Annotated in this window: 13 protein-coding genes and 1 riboswitch; of the genes, 7 read left to right on the forward strand and 6 right to left on the reverse strand. The window is 73.0% G+C overall.

Going from position 1 to position 19,993, the window contains the following annotated elements; genetic code table 11:
• Positions 1 to 9: 9 nt before the first annotated feature.
• A complete protein-coding gene (locus K7C20_RS22615) occupies positions 10 to 1,143 on the reverse strand; it encodes a C40 family peptidase (protein WP_053208478.1) in 1,134 nt (377 codons plus the stop codon).
• Between the two features lie 324 nt (positions 1,144 to 1,467).
• Between K7C20_RS22615 and K7C20_RS22620 the strand changes: the two genes are divergently transcribed.
• Entirely contained in the window at positions 1,468 to 1,821 is a 354-nt protein-coding gene (locus tag K7C20_RS22620) for a hypothetical protein (protein WP_030082926.1), read from the forward strand.
• 157 nt (positions 1,822 to 1,978) lie between these two features.
• Here the strand turns inward: K7C20_RS22620 and K7C20_RS22625 are convergent, their stop codons facing one another.
• Complete coding sequence (locus K7C20_RS22625; RefSeq protein WP_030082925.1) at positions 1,979 to 3,127, reverse strand: C40 family peptidase; 1,149 nt, start codon at positions 3,125 to 3,127, stop codon at positions 1,979 to 1,981.
• A gap of 8 nt (positions 3,128 to 3,135) precedes the next feature.
• Positions 3,136 to 3,319: riboswitch (cyclic di-AMP (ydaO/yuaA leader) on the reverse strand.
• Between the two features lie 290 nt (positions 3,320 to 3,609).
• Between K7C20_RS22625 and pcrA the strand changes: the two genes are divergently transcribed.
• Positions 3,610 to 6,066 (forward strand): DNA helicase PcrA, encoded by a 2,457-nt coding sequence (pcrA, locus tag K7C20_RS22630; protein ID WP_053208479.1) that lies wholly within the window; start codon positions 3,610 to 3,612, stop codon positions 6,064 to 6,066.
• Positions 6,067 to 6,118: 52 nt separating this feature from the next.
• On the opposite strand, the gene K7C20_RS22635 is transcribed toward pcrA, so the two are convergent.
• Both K7C20_RS22635 and K7C20_RS22640 read right to left on the reverse strand, forming a co-directional pair.
• A complete protein-coding gene (locus K7C20_RS22635) occupies positions 6,119 to 8,005 on the reverse strand; it encodes a M23 family metallopeptidase (RefSeq protein WP_053208480.1) in 1,887 nt (628 codons plus the stop codon).
• 249 nt (positions 8,006 to 8,254) lie between these two features.
• Entirely contained in the window at positions 8,255 to 9,199 is a 945-nt protein-coding gene (locus K7C20_RS22640) for an esterase/lipase family protein (protein ID WP_030082922.1), read from the reverse strand.
• 372 nt (positions 9,200 to 9,571) lie between these two features.
• On the opposite strand from K7C20_RS22640, the gene K7C20_RS22645 reads away from it, so the two are divergent.
• Positions 9,572 to 10,030: a cobalamin B12-binding domain-containing protein gene (locus K7C20_RS22645; protein ID WP_048829612.1), complete on the forward strand. Its 459-nt coding sequence runs from the start codon at positions 9,572 to 9,574 to the stop codon at positions 10,028 to 10,030.
• Between the two features lie 59 nt (positions 10,031 to 10,089).
• Here K7C20_RS22645 and K7C20_RS22650 read toward each other — a convergent pair whose 3' ends face one another.
• Positions 10,090 to 12,033, reverse strand: a complete 1,944-nt coding sequence (locus tag K7C20_RS22650; RefSeq protein ID WP_246655313.1) for a DUF5691 domain-containing protein — start codon at positions 12,031 to 12,033, stop codon at positions 10,090 to 10,092.
• A gap of 80 nt (positions 12,034 to 12,113) precedes the next feature.
• On the reverse strand, positions 12,114 to 13,475 hold the full coding sequence (locus tag K7C20_RS22655; protein WP_053209507.1) for an SWIM zinc finger family protein: 1,362 nt from the start codon (positions 13,473 to 13,475) through the stop codon (positions 12,114 to 12,116).
• 167 nt (positions 13,476 to 13,642) lie between these two features.
• Here K7C20_RS22655 and K7C20_RS22660 point away from each other — a divergent pair, with 167 nt between their 5' ends.
• The 4 genes from K7C20_RS22660 (at position 13,643) to K7C20_RS22675 (ending at position 19,927) form a co-directional block, all read left to right on the forward strand.
• The gene (locus K7C20_RS22660; protein WP_030082918.1) at positions 13,643 to 14,797 is read left to right on the forward strand and encodes an ATP-binding protein; all 1,155 of its coding nucleotides are present in this window, start codon (positions 13,643 to 13,645) and stop codon (positions 14,795 to 14,797) included.
• On the forward strand, positions 14,794 to 17,523 hold the full coding sequence (locus K7C20_RS22665) for a DUF5682 family protein (RefSeq protein WP_222892651.1): 2,730 nt from the start codon (positions 14,794 to 14,796) through the stop codon (positions 17,521 to 17,523). Before K7C20_RS22660 ends, K7C20_RS22665 begins: the two co-directional genes overlap by 4 nt.
• The gene (locus K7C20_RS22670) at positions 17,520 to 18,914 is read left to right on the forward strand and encodes a VWA domain-containing protein (protein WP_245171365.1); all 1,395 of its coding nucleotides are present in this window, start codon (positions 17,520 to 17,522) and stop codon (positions 18,912 to 18,914) included. Before K7C20_RS22665 ends, K7C20_RS22670 begins: the two co-directional genes overlap by 4 nt.
• A 134-nt stretch (positions 18,915 to 19,048) precedes the next feature.
• Positions 19,049 to 19,927, forward strand: coding sequence for a hypothetical protein (locus K7C20_RS22675; RefSeq protein ID WP_150127273.1), 879 nt, complete (start codon positions 19,049 to 19,051; stop codon positions 19,925 to 19,927).
• Positions 19,928 to 19,993: the final 66 nt, after the last annotated feature.

The following is a 19,993-nucleotide window of genomic DNA, read 5'->3' on the forward strand; positions in this document are numbered from 1 at the left end:
GGCACCGCCCTAGGCCGGCCGGGTCGCCGCCGCGAACGGCATCTGGTCGATCGGCGCGATCCGTACCGGCGCCCCCGGGTGCGGCGCGTGGATCATCTTGCCGTCCCCGACGTAGAGCCCCACATGGCTGATCCCGGAGTAGAAGAACACCAGGTCACCGGGGGCGAGTTGGGACCTGTCGACGCGCGGTCCGGAGCTGATCTGGGTGTAGGTCGTACGGGGCAGCGCGACCCCGCCGGCCTTCCAGGCGGCCTGGGTCAGCCCCGAGCAGTCGAACGCGGAGGGGCCCGTCGCGCCCCAGACGTACGGCTTGCCGAGGGCGGCGTAGGCGAAGGCGACGGCCCGCGCGGCACGGGGGTCGGCGGCCTGCGCCGCGGCCGCCGCGGCTTCCGGGCCGGTGCCGCCGCGAAGACCGTCCCCGCGCCCGGTCCCGCGGTGCGCACGGCCCTCGCCCGCGCCGCCGTGCGCACCGCCCCGGCCCGCCATCCGCTGCCGCTGCTCCGCGGTCAGCCGGCTGAGCAACTGCTCGGCGGCGCCCAGCTTGTGGACGACCGTGACCCGGTGCTTCTTCAGCGCCGCCTCGGTACCCGCCAGCCGTTCCGCGGTGTCCTCGGCCCGCCGCTGGACCTGCCGTACGCTGCCGAGCCGGCGCGCGTAGCCGGCCATCGCGGTCGCCTGGTGGCTGCCCGTGCGCTGGAGGACCGCGGCGCCGTCCAGGTAGCGCTGCGGGTCCGCCGACAGCAGCAGCCGTACGGTGGGGTCGATGCCGCCGGAGCGGTACTGGCTCGCGGCCATGGTGCCCAGGTCGCTGCGGGCGGCGTTCAGTTTCTCGGTCCTGCGGGCGGCCTCGTCCTGAAGCCTGCTCAGCTGCTCGCGTGCCCTCTCGGCGTCTTCCTTCGCGCCGTTGTAGCTCTGCGTGGCCACCTCTGCCTCCTGGTACAGCGCGTCGACCCGGTCCTTGACCTGGGCGGGGGTGGGCTGGGGTGCGGCCTGGCCGGTGCCGTCGAGGCCGGCGGCGGTGGCCGCACCGGCCAGGGCCAGGGTGGCGGCCGTACGGGCGGTGCGCGCGGTGCGCGAGCCGCCGGTGAGCGCGGCGAGCGGATGCTGCCGCGGCTTGCGGTGCGAGGCCACGGTGGCCGTCACTTCCTTCCCTTCGAGCCGCGGGCCCGGCGGCGGTCCGTAACGAGGGAACGGACCGCCGCCGCACCTCTCGGCGGGACGGCCGACAGGACGCCGGTGGGAGGCCGGCGATGGCGGGGAGTCGGCCGCCTGGAGGAGGACGCTAAGCCTGTACGTCACGGCAAGGAGTCTGCTTGCCCGGGATTGTTCGCTTTCGACCGCGGCCGGTGCACGGGTGACCGTGGCACCGAGGCCGTACGGCCGGGACCGGGCCCGGCCTGACCGAAGCGGCGATTGTGGGCGCCCTGCCGGAAGGGCCGTGCTATGCGGGGGCTACGATCCAGCACTATGGACGTAGTAATCAATATCTTCGTCGGCCTGCACATCATCGGCATCGCCTCCCTGCTGGGCGGCTTTCTGACCCAGATGAAGGCGATGAGCGCGGGCACCGCCCGCTTTGTGCCCGCGATGCTGCACGGTGCGCTGACGATGCTGGTCACCGGCATCGTGCTGGTCGGCCTCAACCAGGCCCAGGACCACAGCCTCAACAACATCAAGCTCGGCATCAAGATGGCCGTGCTGGTGGTCATCCTGGCGCTGGTCTACGTCAAGCGGGACGAGGAGAGCGTGGCCAAGCCGGTCTTCGGCGCGGTCGGCGCGCTGACGGTGGCCAACATCTTCATCGCGGTGCTCTGGACCTGAGCGGAGCAGCCGGCGGCGCGGGAACAGGGCCCCGCGCCCCGGGTGGAGCCCCCTCCACAGCACACCGCGCGGTCCTCGCACTCCGGTTTTGGAGGCGACGGCCGCGCGGTGGCGTGTGGGGGGTTGCCGTGGGGGGGGCCTGCGGGGGAACGGAGCCTCAGCCCGGGCGGACGCTCCCGTAGATCGGCATGTAGTAGATCGACTCCTCCCGGACGTTGGCGCCCGGGTGCGGTGCGTGGATCATCTTGCCGCCGCCTATGTACATGCCCACGTGGCTGATGTCGTCGTAGAAGAAGACCAGGTCACCGGGCTTGAGATCCTTGGTGGCGATCCGCTGGCCGACCTTGACCTGGTCCCAGGTGGTCCGCGGCAGATCGACGCCGGCCGCCTTCCACGCCGCCTGCGTCAGCCCCGAGCAGTCGTAGGAGCTGGGGCCGGTGGCGCCCCAGACGTACGGCTTGCCCGTCTGGGCGCGGGCGAAGGCGAGCGCCTTCTCGGCCTTGGCGGAGGACGAGCCTCCGGTGGAGCCGTCGTCGGTGCCGCCACCGGTCTGCCCGCCGGCGGAGCCGCCGCCGTCGTGCTGCCTCTGGCGCTCCCGCTCCTGCTGCTTGCGCGCCTCCTCCTCGGCCTTGCGCTTGGCCGCCGCCTCCTTGCGGCGCTCCAGCTCCGCCATCCGCGCCTTCTCCTGGGCGGTCAGCCGGGACAGCAGCTGCCGGGCCTCGGCCAGCTTGTCCTGGACGGACCGCTTGGACTCCTTGAGGGAGGCCTGCGACGTCTGTAGCCGCTCCAGGCTGCGGGACGCCTCCGCGCGCTGCCGGGCGGCCGCCGCCTGCTGCTCCTGGTAGTCGGAGACGGCCTGCTTCTGCCGGCCGGTCATCCGCTCCATGAGGTGGCTGCGGTCGAAGAACTGCTGCGGGTCCTTGGCGAGCATCAGCTGCGCCGTCGGGTTCAGGCCGCCGGTGCGGTACTGCGCGGAGGCGAAGGTGCCCAGCATGCGCCGGGACTCGTTCATCTTCTCGGCGCGCTTGGCGGCGGCGTCGAGCAGGCCGTCCACGGTGTCGCGCTGGGCTTCGGCGCGCTCCTTGACGGCGTTGTACTTCTGGGTGGCCACCTCGGCCTGGTGGTAGAGGCCGTCGACCTTCTGCTTGACCTCTTCGATGCCGGGCTTGGGCGCCCGGGGTGCCGCGTCGGCGGACTGCGAGAGCAGGGTGGCCGAGGCGAGGGCGGCGGTGGTGAGCCCGACCGCCGTACGACGGCCTCCGGGTGAGGCGAGAATGCTGGTGCGCGGCTTGCGATGCGACGCCAAGGCCGGCGACTCCTTCCGTGGACCGCCTACCGGGTTAGCTGTCGGGTTCGGGCGGTGTCGCTGACGGAAGGCTTGCCCTACGGTCCGGACGTCCGCCGACGGCGGCTGCCCGGATCGATTCACCCCGGTGGTGCTGGTGGGTCCCCGGCTCCGGATGCCTCAGGGCAGGGCCGGACTCGGCGTGGGCGGCCCGTGCGGACGCTGTCGTCCACGGGGAGGCGGGCTGCCTGAGCGAGGACGTTAGCCAACTCGTGTGGCTCCTGTGAAGGCTGATGTTCGATATGCCCGAAACCTTTTCGTGACCTGAACGCGATGCGGGGGTTGTTGTGGCAGATGTCGGATTCGGGTAGACGACGCGGTGCCCGGTCTGTGAAGGGCCCGGCCGCCTGACCTGCCGCGGCGCCACGGCCCGCTCCGTATGCGCCCCGCAATTGCCTACTCCGCGGCGGGCTGTCAGTGCGGCAGCCTAGACTCGGTGGGCGATGAGCAGCCTCTTTGACGACAGCTTCCTGGCGGACCTCGGCCACAAGGGCGAGGAGGAGCACCCGCCGCCTCCCGAGGACGAGCACGGCCCGGCCCCGGAGGAGATCCCCGCCGACCTCTTCGGCGGGCGGTTCGACGCGCCCGCCCCCAGAGAGGCGTTCTACCGCGACGGCGCCGCCCGTCCCGCCCTCGACCCGGCGACGCTGCTGGAGGGGCTCAACGACGAGCAGAAGGCCGCCGTCGTGCACACCGGCGGCCCGCTGCTGATCGTCGCCGGCGCCGGCTCCGGCAAGACCCGTGTGCTGACCCACCGCATCGCGCATCTGCTCGCCGAGCGCCATGTCCACCCCGGCCAGATCCTCGCGATCACGTTCACGAACAAGGCCGCCGGTGAGATGAAGGAGCGCGTCGAGGAGCTCGTCGGCCCGCGCGCCAACGCCATGTGGGTCTCCACCTTCCACAGCGCCTGCGTCCGCATCCTGCGCCGCGAGTCCAAGAAGCTGGGCTTCACCTCGTCCTTCTCGATCTACGACGCCGCCGACTCCAAGCGCCTGATGGCCCTGGTCTGCCGCGATCTGGATCTGGACCCCAAGCGCTACCCGCCCAAGTCCTTCAGCGCGAAGATCTCCAACCTCAAGAACGAGCTCATCGACGAGGAGACCTTCGCCGGGACGGCCGCCGACGGTTTCGAGAAGACCTTGGCCGAGGCGTATGCCATGTACCAGGCGCGGCTGCGCGAGGCCAACGCCCTGGACTTCGACGACATCATCATGACGACGGTCAATCTGCTCCAGGCCTTCCCCGATGTCGCCGAGCACTACCGCCGCCGCTTCCGCCACGTCCTCGTCGACGAGTACCAGGACACCAACCACGCCCAGTACACCCTCGTCCGCGAGCTGGTCGGCCCCGCCGAATCCGCCGCCGAGCTGTGCGTCGTCGGTGACGCCGACCAGTCGATCTACGCCTTCCGCGGCGCCACGATCCGCAACATCCTCCAGTTCGAGGAGGACTACCCGGACGCGACGACGATCCTGCTGGAGCAGAACTACCGCTCCTCGCAGACGATCCTCTCCGCCGCCAACGCGGTCATCGAGCGCAACGAGAACCGCCGCCCCAAGAACCTCTGGACCGACGCCGGCGCCGGCCCCAAGATCACCGGCTATGTCGCCGACACCGAGCACGACGAGGCCCAGTTCGTCGCCGACGAGATCGACCGGCTGACGGATGCCGGTGACGCCAAGGCCGGCGATGTCGCCGTGTTCTACCGCACCAACGCCCAGTCCCGTGTCTTCGAAGAGATCTTCATCCGGGTCGGGCTGCCCTACAAGGTCGTCGGTGGCGTCCGCTTCTACGAGCGCAAGGAGGTCCGCGACGTCCTCGCGTACCTGCGGGTGCTCGCCAACCCCGAGGACACCGTCCCGCTCCGCCGCATCCTGAACGTCCCCAAGCGCGGCATCGGCGACCGCGCCGAGGCGATGATCGACGCCCTGTCGCTGCGCGAGAAGATCACCTTCCCGCAGGCGCTGCGCCGGGTCGACGAGGCGTACGGCATGGCGGCCCGCTCCGCCAACGCCGTCAAGCGCTTCAACGTCCTCATGGAGGAGCTCCGCACCATCGTCGAGTCCAAGGCCGGACCCGCCACGATCCTGGAAGCGGTCCTGGAGCGCACGGGCTACCTCGCCGAACTCCAGGCCTCCACCGACCCGCAGGACGAGACCCGGATCGAGAACCTCCAGGAACTCGCCGCCGTGGCCCTGGAGTTCGAGCAGGAGCGCGGCGAAGACAATCCCGGCACGCTCTCCGACTTCCTGGAGCAGGTCGCGCTGGTCGCCGACTCCGACCAGATCCCGGACGAGGACGAGGAGGGCAGCGGCGTGATCACCCTCATGACGCTGCACACCGCCAAGGGCCTGGAATTCCCGACGGTCTTCCTGACCGGCCTGGAGGACGGCGTCTTCCCGCACATGCGCTCCCTGGGCCAGACCAAGGAGCTGGAGGAGGAGCGCCGGCTGGCCTATGTCGGCATCACCCGCGCCCGCGAGCGGCTCTACGTCACCCGCTCGACGATGCGCAGCGCCTGGGGCCAGCCCTCGTACAACCCGCCCTCCCGGTTCCTGGAGGAGATTCCGGGCGACTACGTGGAGTGGAAGCGGACGGGCCCGGCGACGCCGTCCGCGTCGATGGGCGGTATGTCGGCGGGCGGCGGAGGCGGCGGCTTCGGCGGCGCACTGTCGTCGTCGCGCGCCAAGGGCCCGAGCGGCTTTGCGACCCGTCGCGCCAGCGACCGTCCGGTGGTTGCGCTGACCATCGGCGACCGCGTCACCCACGACAGCTTCGGGCTCGGCACGGTCGTCGGCGTCAAGGGCGGCGGCGACAACGCCGAGGCGACGATCGACTTCGGCGGCGAGAAGCCGAAGCGGCTGCTGCTGCGGTATGCGCCGGTGGAGAAGCTGTAACGGGAGCCGTGCGGGCCGGGTGACGGGATCCGTCACCCGGCGGGGACGGCGGTCAGTTCGGGTCGAGGTCGTGGCCGCGCAGCCACGGCAGCGGGTCGACCGCGGAGCCGCCGCCGGGGCGCACCTCGAAGTGCAGATGCGGGCCCGTGGAGTTGCCGGAGTTGCCCGAATAGGCAATCTGATCCCCGGCCTTGACCGACCCGGACCGGATCTTGGTGCTGCTCAGATGGCAGTACCACGTCTCGGTGCCGTCGGGTGCCGTCACGATCGCCATATTGCCGTAGGCGGAGTTCCACTGCGTGCGGACGGTGCCGTCGGTGGCGGACATGACCGGGGTGCCGTAGCTGACCGGGAAGTCGATGCCGGTGTGCACGGACATCCAGTTCACGCCGGCCTGGCCGAAGGTGGCGCTCAGTCCGTGCTGCTTGACCGGCAGCACGAACTTGGGGCGCATGGCCTCCTTGCGGGCCGCCTCCTTCGCCTTGCGCTCACGCTCCAGCGCCTGGCGCTCCTTGAGGTCGATCCGCTCCTGGGTGCGGCTGGCCCGGTCGCGGAAGTCGTCGGCGCTGGCGCTGAGTCCGGCGAGCTGGGTGTCGAGCTTGTTGTTGGCCGCGGACGGCTTGACGGCCTCGGTGTCGGGCGCGGCCTGGGCGGTCGCTTCGCCCTTGTCGTCGCCGGTGATGCCGGTGACGGACGCGGCGGCCACGGCGCACACGCCCATGGCGGCGACGGAGGGGACGGCGACGGTCAGCAGCGCCGACCGCTTCACCGGGCGCTTCCGGCCCCGGCCGCGGACGGCCTTTCCGGCAGCCGGCGGGGCGACCCGCCGTCCGGCGGGAGCGGGGGCCGCGGCGGTGACCGGCATGGCCTGCGTCATGGCGTCCGCGACGGCGGCGGCCTCGCTGGTGCCGTCGGCACCGTGGGAGAGACCGTCGTCACCGGAGAAGCCGCCGTCGGTCTCGGGCCGCCCGGCCTCGAAGACGTCGGTGTCGAGCTGATCGGTGTCGAACTGGCCGGTGTCGAACTGGCCTGTGTCGGGCTGACCGGTGTCGGGGTGACCGTTGTCGGGCCGGCCGGTCTCGAAGTGCGGGGTGTCGCCCCACGTGGTGGTGTCCCAGTGGACGGTGTCGGTCGGGGGCGGGCCGGCCTGCGCCGGAATGCCGGCGATCAGGTTGCGGTCCGTGGTCGGCCAGATCGCCGTGGCCTCGAAGCTCGCGGTGTCCTGGAGCGCGGTGTCCTGGAGCGCGGTGGCCTGCTGGCCGAGCGCGTCGAAGGCGCCGGTGGTGTCGTACGTGCCGGTGGCGTAACTGCCGGTGTCGTACACGCCGGTGGGGTAGCTGCCGGTGTCGTACCCGCCGTGCCCGTAGGCGGTGGCCTCGTAGGCGGCCGACTCGTATGCGGTCGTCGTCTCGTACGCGGGAGCTGCGTAGCCGGCCGCGTCGTGGACCGAGGGCTCGTACGAGGTGTGCGCATAGGGGTCGTAGTCCGCGGCGGCGGAGTGCGGGTCGGCTGCGGCGTAGGCGCCGTTGTCGTATGCACCGGTGTCGTAGGTGCCGGTGTCCCACTGCGTCGAGGCGTATGTGCCGGTGTCGTAGGCGCCGGTGGAATAGCCGTCGCCGTAGCCGTCGGCCGCCGGGTAGGTCCCCGTGTCGTACGCGCCGGTGTGGAAGGTGCCCGTGCCGTACGCGCTCATGCCGTAGGCGCCCGCGCTGTGGGTGCCGGTGTCGTACATCCCGGTGTCATAGGTGCCGGTGTCGTACATACCGGTCTCGTACGAGCTGGGAAGCGAGCCGAAGAGGGGGTCGCCGTCGCCGTATTCGGCGCTGCCCGTGGGGGATTGCTGCTGCCCGTAGGAGTCGTAGGCCGGATAGTGCGCATACGAGGCGTCGGAAGCGGAGCCGGTCGGGAGCTGAGCCCCCGATGGGTGACGGTCGTTCACCAACTTCTCTTTCGCCTCGGCAGCAGGAGAATTAGCGGCGACTGTACCCGGCGGTACGCGGCGGCGACAATCTTCAACAGGTTTTGGGCTCGGCGAGACCGGGCATTTGGCCGCCTTTCGGCAGTACCCATGCGAGCTCTTGGCGCCCCGTTCGATGTTTGTTCGATCGCGCGTCAAGATCACGTCGCCTGTGCGGCGCGGATTCGACGTCGCGCGGGACCGGCCGGCGGGTGTCGCGAGCGGCCGGGGTCAGGCCACCGAGATGACGTCCGCGGCCCCTTCCGCCGCCTCGGCCGAGGTCAGCGCTTCACGTATGCCGGCGGCGACGACCCCGTTGACCGGTAGGGCGAGATGTCCGACACCGGCGACATGAACGTTGTGCGCGAGCAAATCCGGGTGGTCGATTCTGGCCGTCGTCGCGGGAACCATCACCTGGTCCTCGTCGCTCCAGAAAGCGACAAATTGTGTCCGGCAATTCGGCGCCGGACGTGACAACTCCGCAATCACCTCGGAGTCGGGCCGCATCTGGCGGACGATCGGGTGCGCCGACATCAGGGGCGCGACACGGGTACCGGAGTGCGGGGTGCCGAGCGTGACCGCCACACGGACCCGGGCGTCGCCGCCGAGCCGCTGCACGTAATAGCGGGCGATCAGCCCGCCCAGGCTGTGGCCCACGATGTCCACCCGGCGATGACCGGTCCGCGCGCACACCTCTTCCACATGGCGGTTCAGCAGCTCCGCGGCCTTACGGAGATCGCAGGTCAGCGGGGAGTAGTTGAGGGCCTCGACATGGCGCCAGCCGTGCCGGTGCAACGAGCGGCGCAGCAGCAGGAAGACGGAGCGGTTGTCGATGAAGCCGTGCAGGAGGAGGACCGGCGGATGGGCGCGGCCCTCGGTCGGCAGCAGTGACGGCGTGCCGGGGGCGGGCTGCCTGGCCTCGCGTGCCGGGTGCCCGTCCGGGGGCCCGGCTGCGGGGTGTGGTGCGGGTGCCGGCGCGGGGTGTGGCACGGGTCGTTCCTGCGAGATGCCGGTCGGGTAGAGGAGGAGATGGCCGGCGAGGACGGCCAGCTCCACGACCGTGCTGCGCAGGATCAGGGAGGAGGCTCGGGCGGGGAGCCGGCGGGCGCCCTGGAGTGGTGCGGCGAGAAGGCGCGCGAACAGAAGGGGTGCGGAGAGAAAGGGCAGGGCCTGCATGGCCGACCTCCCGAACGGCATGCGGGAGGCGGCTGTGACCCCCGTATGCCCTCGTGGGAAGCCATGAGCAGCGAGGGCGGGCCTGCGGCGTACCCGTCCTGATGCGCGCCCGGCGGTGCGGTGGCCCGGCTGCGGCTCCCCGAGCGCCCGCCCCGCGCGCACGCAGCCCGGCCCTGGCGGCACGACACGCGGAACACAGCGCGTAGCGAACGTGTCCCATGTGTGATTTCCCCCTCCCCGGATGTCACGAAACGGCTGGGTACGCGATGCTGGCGATAACGTTCGTTCACGCTCGTGGCCGCCGGATCGCGGTCGCGCGATCGATTGTCGGCTCGGCGGCACCACAGTGCCGTGCATGGCTTGGAGGCAGTGATGAGTGTGGCTCGGCATGACGGAGCGCAAGCGGGAATCCAGGGCGCGGCGGGCAGGTCGGGGCCGATCCGGGTGGTCGTGGCCAAGCCGGGCCTGGACGGGCACGACCGGGGCGCCAAGGTCATCGCGCGGGCGCTGCGCGACGCCGGTATGGAGGTGATCTACACCGGGCTGCACCAGACCCCGGAGCAGATCGTCGACACCGCGATCCAGGAGGACGCCGACGCGATCGGGCTGTCCATCCTCTCCGGCGCGCACAACACCCTCTTCGCGAAGGTCATCGCCCTGTTGGAGGAGCGCGACGCGGCGGACATCAAGGTCTTCGGCGGCGGCATCATCCCCGAGGCCGACATCCCCCCGCTCAAGGCGCAGGGCGTCGCGGAGATCTTCACGCCGGGCGCGACGACCGCCTCGATCGTGGACTGGGTCAACGCGAACGTGCGCTCGCTGGCGGTCTGAGACACCGGGGAGCCCGGGGACGCGGACGGCCGGGGCGCGGGTGGGTCCGGCGCGGAGAGTCATGGCGCGAGGGGTTGGCGCGTGGCCCGGCCGGAGGCGTCGGCCGGGGCACCGGTTCTGATGCCGGGGCCGGTGCCGGCGGCAGGACCGGGGCCAGGGCTGCTGAGAGGGCCGGGGCCGTGGTCGGCACTCGTGTCCGTGCCCGTATCCGTGGTTGTGTCCGTGCCGGCGCGGAGGCCGGTATCGGTGGGGCCGGCTGAGGCGGCGGCGTCCGCGGGGTCGTGGCCGGTGGGTGGTGGGGTGAGTTCCGCGTGCATGGTGGCGCGGAGGCGCAAAGTGCCTACCAGGCGCTGGAAGGCCTCGGACCAGTAGCCGCCGGAGCCCGGTGAGGCGCCCTCCGGCTCGTCCGTGATGGCGGTGAGCATGTCGAGACGGTCCGCCGCTGCCGGGTCCAGGCAGCGCTCGGCCAGGCCCATCACCCCGCTGAAGCTCCAGGGATAACTGCCCGCGTCCCGGGCGATGTCCAGGGCGTCGACGACGGCGCCGCCCAGCGGCTCGGCCCAGGGGACCGTGCACACGCCGAGCATCCGGAAAGCGTCCGACAGGCCGTGCGCCGCGATGAACTCGGCCACCCACCAGGCCCGTTCCTCGTCGGGAAGTACGGTCAGCAGCTTCGTCAGGTCCCGCGACGAGCCGGCCGGTGAGACCTCGGCCGCCTGGGACGGAGCGCCCGGCGCGCCCAGCAGGGCCCGCGCCCAGTCGGCGTTCCGCTGGCGCACGGCGGCGCGGCACCAGGCGTCGTGCAGCTCCGTCCGCCAGTCGTCGCCCACCGGCAGCGCCACGATCGCCGACGCCTCACGGCCCCCGAAGCGTGCGGGCCATCCGTCCAGCGGCGTCGCCTCCACCAACTGGCCCAACCACCAGGACCGTTCGCCCCGCCCGGAGGGTGGTTCGGGTGCCACCCCGTCCCGCTGCATCCCCGCGTCGCACTCGTGCGGGGCCTCCACGGCGATCACCGGCGCACCGGCCGTACGGTCCAGGCCGATGCAGGTGTGTGCGCGCTGCGCCATACGGGCCGCGAGCGCGGAGCCGGGGAGCGTGGAGAGCAGTTCGGCGGCCGTGGTGCGGACATTGCGGCTGCGGTCGGACAGCGCCTGTTCCAGGAACGGCTCATCGGCCGCCGAGAGGTCCTCGCGCAGCGAGTCGAGGAACATCAGACGGTCCTCGGCCCGCTCCGTGGGCCAGGTCGCGGCCAGCAGTGCCAGGCCGGCCTGCGGGTCCTGGCGGCGCAGCGCGGTCAGCAGGGCGACCCGTTCCGCGAACAGGCCCTCCTCCCACTGCTGTCGTACGCCCTCAGGGTCGTCGCCCAGGGGCAGCTCGGTCGTGCGGCCGGTCCCACGGAGCGCGAACTTCCATTCGTCGTTGAGCCGCGCCAGCCACAGCGCACGCGGGCCCGACAGCGCCAGCGCGGCGGGCCGCAGGTCCGTACGGGCACGGGCGGCGTCGAGCAGCGCGGGCAGCAGCGCCTCCGGGGCGCGGTAGCCCAACTCGCCCGCGGTGACCAGCCACTGGGGCAGCAGTTCGGTGAGGTCGGGTGCCGTGCCGCGGCGGCTGCCTGCGCTGCCGCCGCGGTCGGCGAGCAGCAGGGACAGCCGGCGGCGCGCGGCGGGCGGCAACGAGGGCCGGAGGTCGGCCGGGGCCGGGGCGGGCCGCTCACCGGCCGGTGCGGGGCGCAGTGCGGCGCGCCGGCGGACCGTGCTCACCGCGGCCGCGTCCAGCAGCGCGGCGGCGGCGCCCTGCCCGGACCGCACCGCCACCGGCGGCGTCCGCCGCTCGGTCCCCAGGAGCGCGGCGCTCACGAGATCCGCCCAGGGGGCCGGGGCGGTCGGGGTGGGGGAAGGGGGTGCGGTGGGTGCGGACGGAGTGGCGGGGGCGGTGGGAGTGAGGGGTGCAGTGGGAGTGGTGGGAACAGTGGGTGCCGTGGGCGTGGTGGTGCTCGTCATGCCCTTCCTCCAGGCATCGGTGGTGGACGGCGTGCGCGGGTGGCGGGGCGTCGTGGTCGGCGCCGGCGCCGGGGCCCGGGTCACAGGGAGACCGGCGCGGGGTCCCAGACGGTCAGCGGCAGAAAGCCGCGGTGGCCGCATTCGCCGAAGACCGTGACCGGCGCCCCGCCCGATATGGCGGCCAGCTGCCACAGGCTCGTACGGCCCAGGCAGCGCGGGTCCAACGGGAGCGCCGATTCCCCGTCCGTATCGGCCAACTGCCAGCTCGTCCCGTCTCGGGTCGGTATCGGGGTGACATCGGCGAGCACCACCGGCCAGGAATCCAGCCAGGGGTCGTCGCGCAGCGCATCGCCGTACGCGGCCAGGGCGGCATCGATGCCGCCGCCGGGCGGCACGGGCCCCGGGGCCGCCGGGGCGTGCCGCTCGCCCAGGACGGCGCGCAGCGGGCGGGCCCCCGGGTAGTAGGCGAGATCCGCATCGAGCACCAGACCGGGCGCCAGCGCCACATCCAGAGGACGGTTGGCCCCGCCGAAGGAGAGATGCAGTGCCATCCGGCCGGTGCGCTCGCCCCGCAGAAAGATTCTGCGGGTGGTCAGCTTGCCGTCCTCGCTGTCCTGCTGGGCGAGCACCAGCCAGCGGTCCCGCACTGTCGCCGCCTCGGGGCCGGTCAGCAGATCCGCCGCCTCCGTGGTCAGTCCGACGCGCGAGCGGACCGTCGCCGCGAGCGGGGCCGGCAGCCGCTCGATGCCGAGGAACCCCTGATCGAGGAGGTGCAGCAGCGCGCACTCCTCCAGCAGCTGCGCCGGCCAGTCGGGACCGGCCGCCACCGCCGAGCCCAACTCCCGTACCCGCGAGGCGAGTCCGGGAGCCTGCGCGTCGACCATACGGGCGGCCGTCTCGTCCCAGGAGCCGTAACCCGCCCGCTCGGCCGAGGCCAGGCCGGACCGGAGCAGATCCTCCAGGCGCTGCTCCAGTTCCCTGGCACCGGCGCCGATCCGCTGCATCCGGCGCTCAGCCCGCCGCTTGGCCGCCTCCGGGTCGGCCGGCGCACGCGACGGAGCGCCGGCACCCGGGGGCGCGCTCGCGGACCGCTCGGCGCGCTCCCGGCGACCGGCCAGCCATTCGCCCGCCCACTGCGCCGGTTCCCCTGCCGTCACCGCACGGTCGTCGCCGGCCCAGAGCAGCAACAGCCCCAGCGCATGCTTGCACGGAAACTTACGGCTCGGGCAACTGCACTTGAAGGCGGGGCCCTTGATGTCCACGACCGTTTGGTACGGCTTCTTGCCGCTGCCCTTGCACTGCCCCCACACCGCACCCCCGTCCGCGCCCGTTTCCGACCACGGCCCCGGCGCCGCGAGCTTGCCGCCCGCCCTGCGCGAAGCCTCGTCAGGCGCCAGCGCGAGCACCTGGTCCGTCGTCCAGCGTTCCCCCTGCGGATTCATGTCATCGACGCTACGACGCCCCACTGACAATCGCCGCGGACCGCGATGAACTCGCAGCTCGGAGTGGGTAATCGGGGGATTGTCAGTGGGGTGGTGCAGGCTTGATTCCGCAAGCGGCCGCAGGGCTTTCGGGGTGCCGGCCGCACACGTTGCGACGAGGGGGAACCATGTCCGAGAACAGCTTCACGACGACGGACGACGAGACCAATCCGAGCGCTGGGGCGGCGCCGCTCGCCGCGGGCGGCGAAGCGCTGCGGCCGCATGCCGAGGACACTTTCGCGCAGGAGCTGAAGGCCCTCGCGGCGGTCGACGACCGGCCGCGCCCGGAGCGCTGGCGGCTCTCGCCGTGGGCGGTCGCGACCTACCTTCTCGGCGGCACGCTCGCGGACGGCACGGTCATCACGCCCAAATATGTCGGCCCGCGCCGCATCGTCGAGGTCGCCGTGACGACCCTCGCGACGGACCGCGCACTGCTCCTGCTCGGCGTGCCCGGCACCGCGAAGACCTGGGTGTCCGAGCATCTGGCGGCGGCCGTCAGCGGCGACTCCACCCTGCTGGTGCAGGGCACGGCCGGCACCCCCGAAGAGGCGATCCGCTACGGCTGGAACTACGCCCAGCTGCTCGCGAACGGCCCCAGCCGCGAGGCGCTGGTGCCCAGTCCGGTGATGCGCGCGATGGCGCAGGGCATGACCGCGCGGGTCGAGGAACTGACCCGCATCCCCGCCGACGTCCAGGACACGCTGATCACGGTCCTGTCCGAAAAGACCCTGCCCATCCCGGAGTTGGGGCAGGAAGTGCAGGCCGTGCGCGGGTTCAACCTGATCGCCACCGCCAACGACCGCGACCGCGGGGTCAACGAACTCTCCAGCGCGCTGCGCCGCCGCTTCAACACCGTCGTGCTGCCGCTGCCCGCGACCCCGGACGAAGAGGTGGACATCGTCTCGCGCCGGGTCGAGCAGATCGGCCGCTCGCTGGATCTCCCGGCCGGGCCGGAGGGCCTGGACGAGATCCGACGGGTCGTCACGGTCTTCCGCGAGCTGCGCGCCGGTCTCACCACCGACGGCCGGACCAAGCTCAAGTCCCCCTCCGGCACCCTCTCCACGGCCGAGGCCATCTCGGTGGTGACGAACGGGCTGGCGCTGGCCACCCACTTCGGGGACGGGGTGCTGCGCTCCGGGGACGTGGCCGCCGGCATCCTGGGCGCCGTGGTCCGGGACCCGGCGGCGGACCGGGTCGTATGGCAGGAGTATCTGGAGACCGTGGTGCGCGAGCGCGACGGCTGGAAGGACTTCTACCGCGCCTGCCGTGAGGCGAGCGCATGAGCGAGCGTAGCGAGCGGACAACGAACAGGTGCGGGCCGGTGCTGCTCGGGGTGCGGCATCACGGCCCCGGGTCGGCGCGGGCGGTGCGGGCCGCCCTGGATCAGTGCCCGCCCGACGCGGTCCTGATCGAGGGCCCGCCGGAGGCGGACGCGCTGGTGCCGCTCGCCGCCCAGGAGGGGATGCGGCCGCCCGTCGCGCTGCTCGCCCATGTACAGGACGATCCCGGCCGCGCGGCGTTCTGGCCGCTGGCCGAGTTCTCCCCGGAGTGGGTGGCGATGCGCTGGGCACTGGAGCGCGGCGTCCCCGTCCGCTTCATCGATCTGCCCGCGGCCCACTCCCTGGCCATGGGGGAGAAGGGAGAGACCGCCGATGGGGGGACGGCCGACGGGAATCCTGCGGCCGGCGCGGACGCCGACGGCGAGAAGCAGGGCGTCGGCAAGGGGGACGCCGATGGCGCTCACACCGGAGGCCCGGTGGCCCCGGCCGACGGGCCCGGTGAGCAGGAGGCTGCCGCGGAGGCCGATGTACGGGTCGATCCGATCCGGGTGCTGGCCGAGGCGGCCGGGTACGACGATCCCGAGCGCTGGTGGGAGGACGTGGTCGAGCACCGCGCGGGGCGGGCGGGAGCCGGGAGCGGGGGAGAACCCGGTGCCGATGCGCTGGCTCCCTTCGCGGCGCTGGCGGAGGCGATGGGGGCGCTGCGCGAGACGTACGGCGACGGCGGACACGACCGCGACCCGGTGCGCGAGGCCCATATGCGGCTCCGGCTGCGGGCCGCGCGACGGGAGTTCGGCGACGGTATTGCCGTGGTGTGCGGCGCCTGGCACGTACCGGCCCTGGCCCGCCGCACCACCGTGGCCGCCGACCGGCAGCTGCTCAAGGGCCTGCCCAAGGCGAAGGTGGCGGTGACCTGGGTGCCCTGGACGCACCGACGGCTCTCCCGCCACAGCGGTTACGGCGCCGGAATCGCCTCGCCCGGTTGGTACGGCCATCTCTTCAGCGCCCCCGACCGCCCCGTCGCCCGCTGGCTGACCAAGGTCGCCGGGCTGCTCCGGGAGGAGGACTACGCCGTCTCGTCGGCGCATGTCATCGAAGCGGTGCGGCTCGCCGAGGGGCTGGCCACGGTACGGGGCCGCCCGCTGGCCGGGCTGACGGAGCTGGACGACGCGGTCCGGGCCGTCATGGGGGACGGCTCCGACGCCCCGTCTTCGCTGATCCACGACCGGCTGGTGGTCGGGGACGTACTGGGCGAGGTCCCGGACGACGCCCCCGCGGTACCGCTGCAACGGGACATCGCCCGCAGCCAGCGGACGCTGCGGCTCAAACCGGAGGCCCGGGAACGGGAACTGGAGCTGGACCTGCGCAAGGAGACCGACGCCGGCCGCAGCCGTCTGCTGCACCGGCTCCGGCTGCTCGGCATTCCCTGGGGCGAACCCACCCGCTCCCGCGGCAGCACCGGCACCTTCCGGGAGACCTGGCGGTTGCGCTGGGAGCCCGAACTGTCGGTGCGGGTCGCGGAGGCCGGTATCTGGGGCACGACAGTGCTCTCGGCCGCCACCGCCAAGGCCGCGTCCGAGGCGACCGGGGCGGCCACGCTCGCCGAGGTGACGGCGCTCGCCGAGCGCTGTCTGCTCGCCGAACTACCCGACGCCCTCCCGGTGGTGATGCGGGCGCTGTCGGACCGCGCGGCCCTGGACGCGGACGTGGGCCACCTCGCCCAGGCGCTGCCCGCCCTCGTGCGGTCCGTGCGCTACGGCGATGTGCGGGGCACGGACGCGGCGGCGCTCCGCGAGGTGGCCATGGGCCTGGCCGAGCGGGTCTTCGTCGGGTTGCCGCCGGCCTGCGCGGGCCTGGATGCCGACGGCGCCGCCGAAATGCGCGGCCATCTCGACGCCACCCACCAGGCCGTCGGCCTCCTCGGCCGGCCCGGGGCCGGACAGGCGGGCGGCGACCCGGCCGGCCAGCCGACCAGCCAGCCGGCCAGCCATCCGACTGGCCGGCAGACCGGACCGCACACTGGCCGGCAGCTCGACCAGCCGACCGGTCGGCAGACCGGAGCGCAGCACCTGCGGACGCGGTGGGCCGGAGTGCTGCGGGCGGTGAGTGAACGGGACGCCGTACCGGGGCTGATCCGCGGGCGGTCGGCCAGACTGCTGCTGGACGAGGGCGAGTTGGGCGACGGGGGCGCGGAACGGCTGATGGGGCTCGCCCTCTCGCCGGGCACCCCGCCCACCGACGCCGCCGGCTGGATCGAGGGATTCGTCGGAGGCGGGACCGGCGGGGACGGCGGCATGCTGCTGGTCCATGACGCGCGGCTGCTCGCACTGGTCGACGGCTGGCTGACCGGTGTGCCGGACGCCGCGTTCACGGACGTCCTGCCGCTGCTGCGCCGGACCTTCGCGGAGTACGAGGCCGGAGTGCGGCGCACCCTCGGCGAACTGATCCGCCGCGGCCCCGCGTCGCCCTCCCACCGTCAGGCAGGTGACGCCCCGGACGCCGCCGCGCCCGGCTTCGGCCCCGGCCTGGACCGCGACCGTGCCGCGGCCGTCCTGCCCACCCTGCGCATGCTGCTGGGGATCGGCGCACACGGCTTTGACGACGAGCGGAACGACGAGCTGAGCGGGGGGCCGAACGACGGGCGGAACGACGCGCTGAGCGGCGGGCCGAACAGCGACCAACCGGACACCACCCGACCGGCCGACGACCTCACGGGGGCACGGACATGACCAGTACGACACCGGACCCGACGGCAACGGCGTTGGCACAGACAGCGACAGCGACAGCGGCAGCGGCAGCGGCAACGAACACCGCCCCGACGGCGACCCCAGACCCGGCGGGCACCACGGCCACGGCAACCACGGCCCCGACGGCGCCCACGGCCACAGACCCAGCTTCCGTCGCTGCCGCCTCCTCCTCCGCCTCCGTCCCCGCCGACTCCGCCCCTGCCACCCCCACCTCCGAAGCCGAGCGGCTGCGTCGTTGGCGGCTGGTGCTCGGTGGTGGCGGTGCGGACGGCACGGGGTGCGAACTACGGGGGCGGGACGCGGCGATGGACGGGGCGCTGGCCTCGCTCTACGGCCGGGAGAAGGGGAGCGGCGGCAAGGCGCCCGGCGGCAGGCGTGCGGCGGGGCTCGGGGCCTCGGCGCCCGGGGTGGCGCGCTGGCTGGGCGACATCCGCACGTACTTCCCGTCCTCCGTGGTGCAGGTGATGCAGCGCGACGCCATCGACCGGCTGGGGCTGTCCGCGCTGCTGCTGGAGCCGGAGATGCTGGAGGCCGTCGAGGCGGATGTGCATCTGGTGGGCACCCTCCTCTCGCTCAACAAGGTCATGCCGGAGACGACCAAGGAGACCGCGCGCGCCGTCGTCCGCCAGGTCGTCGAGCAGTTGGAGAAGAAGCTCGCGCAGCGCACCCGCGCCACCCTCACCGGCGCCCTGGACCGCTCCGCCCGGATCAGCCGGCCGCGCCATCGTGATATCGACTGGGACCGCACGATCCGGGCGAACCTCAAGAACTACCTCCCGGAGTACCGCACGGTCGTCCCCGAGCGGCTGATCGGATACGGCCGCGCGGCGCAGTCGGTGAAGAAGGACGTGGTGCTCTGCATCGACCAGTCCGGTTCCATGGCCGCCTCGGTCGTCTATGCCTCGGTGTTCGGCGCGGTGCTCGCCTCCATGCGGGCCCTCGACACCCGGCTGGTCGTCTTCGACACGGCGGTGGTCGACCTGACGGACCAACTGGACGACCCGGTCGACGTCCTCTTCGGCACCCAGCTCGGCGGCGGCACGGACATCAACCGTGCGCTCGCCTACTGCCAGTCCCGCATCACCCGCCCCACCGAAACCGTCGTCGTGCTCATCAGCGACCTCTACGAAGGCGGTATCAGGGACGAGATGCTCAAGCGGGTCGCCGCGATGAAGGCGTCCGGCGTGCAGTTCGTGACGCTGCTCGCCCTGTCCGACGAGGGGGCGCCCGCCTATGACCGGGACCATGCCGCGGCTCTCGCGGCCCTGGGCGCCCCGGCGTTCGCCTGCACCCCGGATCTGTTTCCGGACGTGATGGCGGCCGCGATCGAGAAACGGCCGCTGCCCATACCGGACATGGCGGAGCAACGGTGACAGGAACCCCCGGGGGACTTGCGTGGCACCTGGCTCCTCATGCAAGGATCAGGCCATCGCTCGATCGCCCGCGACGCGCGTGACACCGGGGCTGTGTGCCTGGGGTGTCCCCGTCCGTATGGGAAGGTCCCCCCTTGTCTGCTGTGCTCGCTCTGCCTGCCGCCGTGCGCCTTCCGCGCACGGTGGCCGTGCGGCGTGCGCTGCTGGCCGGGCTCTTCCTGGTGGGCTTTGTCGCCCTCGGCTTCGCCTTCGGTCCCGGCGCCCATGCCGACGACCGCACGCGGACAGCGGATCTGTCCGGGGTCTCGACTCCGGCCGGGCCCACGGCCGAGGCGTCCACTCCGGACCGGGCCGCCACCCGGGACGGGGCGGCGAACCGGCTGTCCGGTTCCGGAGCCGCCCTTGAGCGGCAGCGCAAGGCGTCCGGCGCGAAGCTCGCCGAGCGCACCCACTCCGCCTCCGGCGCGGTGGCCGAGGGCGTACGGCCCGCCGCCGAACAGGTCGCGCCCGCCACCGGCCGGATCACCGAACCGGTGAGCCGGGTCGTACGGGAGATCGGGGAGTCGGCAGGCGCCGGACTGCCCGTGCACCTCCCGTCCGGTGAGCACGCGGAACGCCCCGGAGACGGCACGACGCACCCGCACGGCCGTACGCCGGGCGATGCTCAGCCGGGCCGTCAGGGCACCGCTGCCACGGTCGGCGGCGCTGCTGCCGCCCAGGCGTCGCACTGCGCCGCCGACGTGCAGGAGACTGCCGCCGGGCACCGCCCGGCCGCCGTCCACGAGCAGCAGGACCCGGGCCACCACGACCTTCCGGGCCAGTGCCCGCAGGCCCCGATGGTGCCCAGCTCGCACACCGCCGCCGGTGACGGCCACGGCCCCCGTGGCGGCGACCAGCACACCACCGCTCCGGTGGACCCCCTGCGCTTCCGGCTGCTGCCCGGTGGCGTCCGCACGGCCGATGGCGCTCCGACGCGTCGGCGTGCCGAAGAAATCCTCGAATTCCCGGGCTAGGGCAGACCGCTCCGCGTCTGTAACTGGACCTGCCGCGCGGGGGCGGGACAGGTCTGCCCTTTCACC

This window comes from Streptomyces decoyicus (genome assembly GCF_019880305.1).
GTDB classification, from domain to species: Bacteria; Actinomycetota; Actinomycetes; order Streptomycetales; family Streptomycetaceae; genus Streptomyces; species Streptomyces decoyicus.